This is a genomic window from Streptomyces sp. DH12, from assembly GCF_020873895.1.
GTDB lineage: Bacteria > Actinomycetota > Actinomycetes > Streptomycetales > Streptomycetaceae > Streptomyces.
The window spans coordinates 1-468 of sequence record NZ_JAHWGT010000923.1; the positions used below are offsets into that span (position 1 = coordinate 1).

The 468-nt window shown below is 74.4% G+C and carries 1 protein-coding gene; it reads right to left on the reverse strand.

Annotated features, from left to right (window positions below):
• A partial coding sequence (locus tag LPA54_RS37795; RefSeq protein ID WP_267487998.1) for a SulP family inorganic anion transporter occupies positions 1–468 on the reverse strand: 468 nt, incomplete at both ends.

The following is a 468-nucleotide window of genomic DNA, read 5'->3' on the forward strand; positions in this document are numbered from 1 at the left end:
GTGCGGGGCCCGTCATGCATCCGGTCGACGGCCGCCGCGCTGAACAGGCTCTCCGCAGAGGCGATCAGGGCGAAGGCCAGCACGGTGCCGATGACCGCCACATCGGCGAGCCGGGCGAACTCCGCCCCGCCGGGGAGGTCGACGGCGCGCAGCAGCCCGTTCACATCGGCCACCGCGGGCCGCAGCCCGGCCAGGAAGGCGACCGCGGTGGCCAGGGCGACCGCTGCGAGGGGGGCGGGGACGGTGCGGACGGCGGCGGGGAGCTTCGGCCACACCAGCAGCACGGCGATCGTGCCGGCGCCCAGGCCGAAGGCGGTAAGGGCCTCCTGGTTCGTGACGATGTCGACGGCGAGGCCGGGGAGCCCGGCCAGCTTGGAAAGACCGCTGCCCGGCTGTTCGACGTCGGCCATGGCGTACACCTGGCCGAGCACGATGATCAGGCCGATGCCGGCGAGCATGCCCTGCACC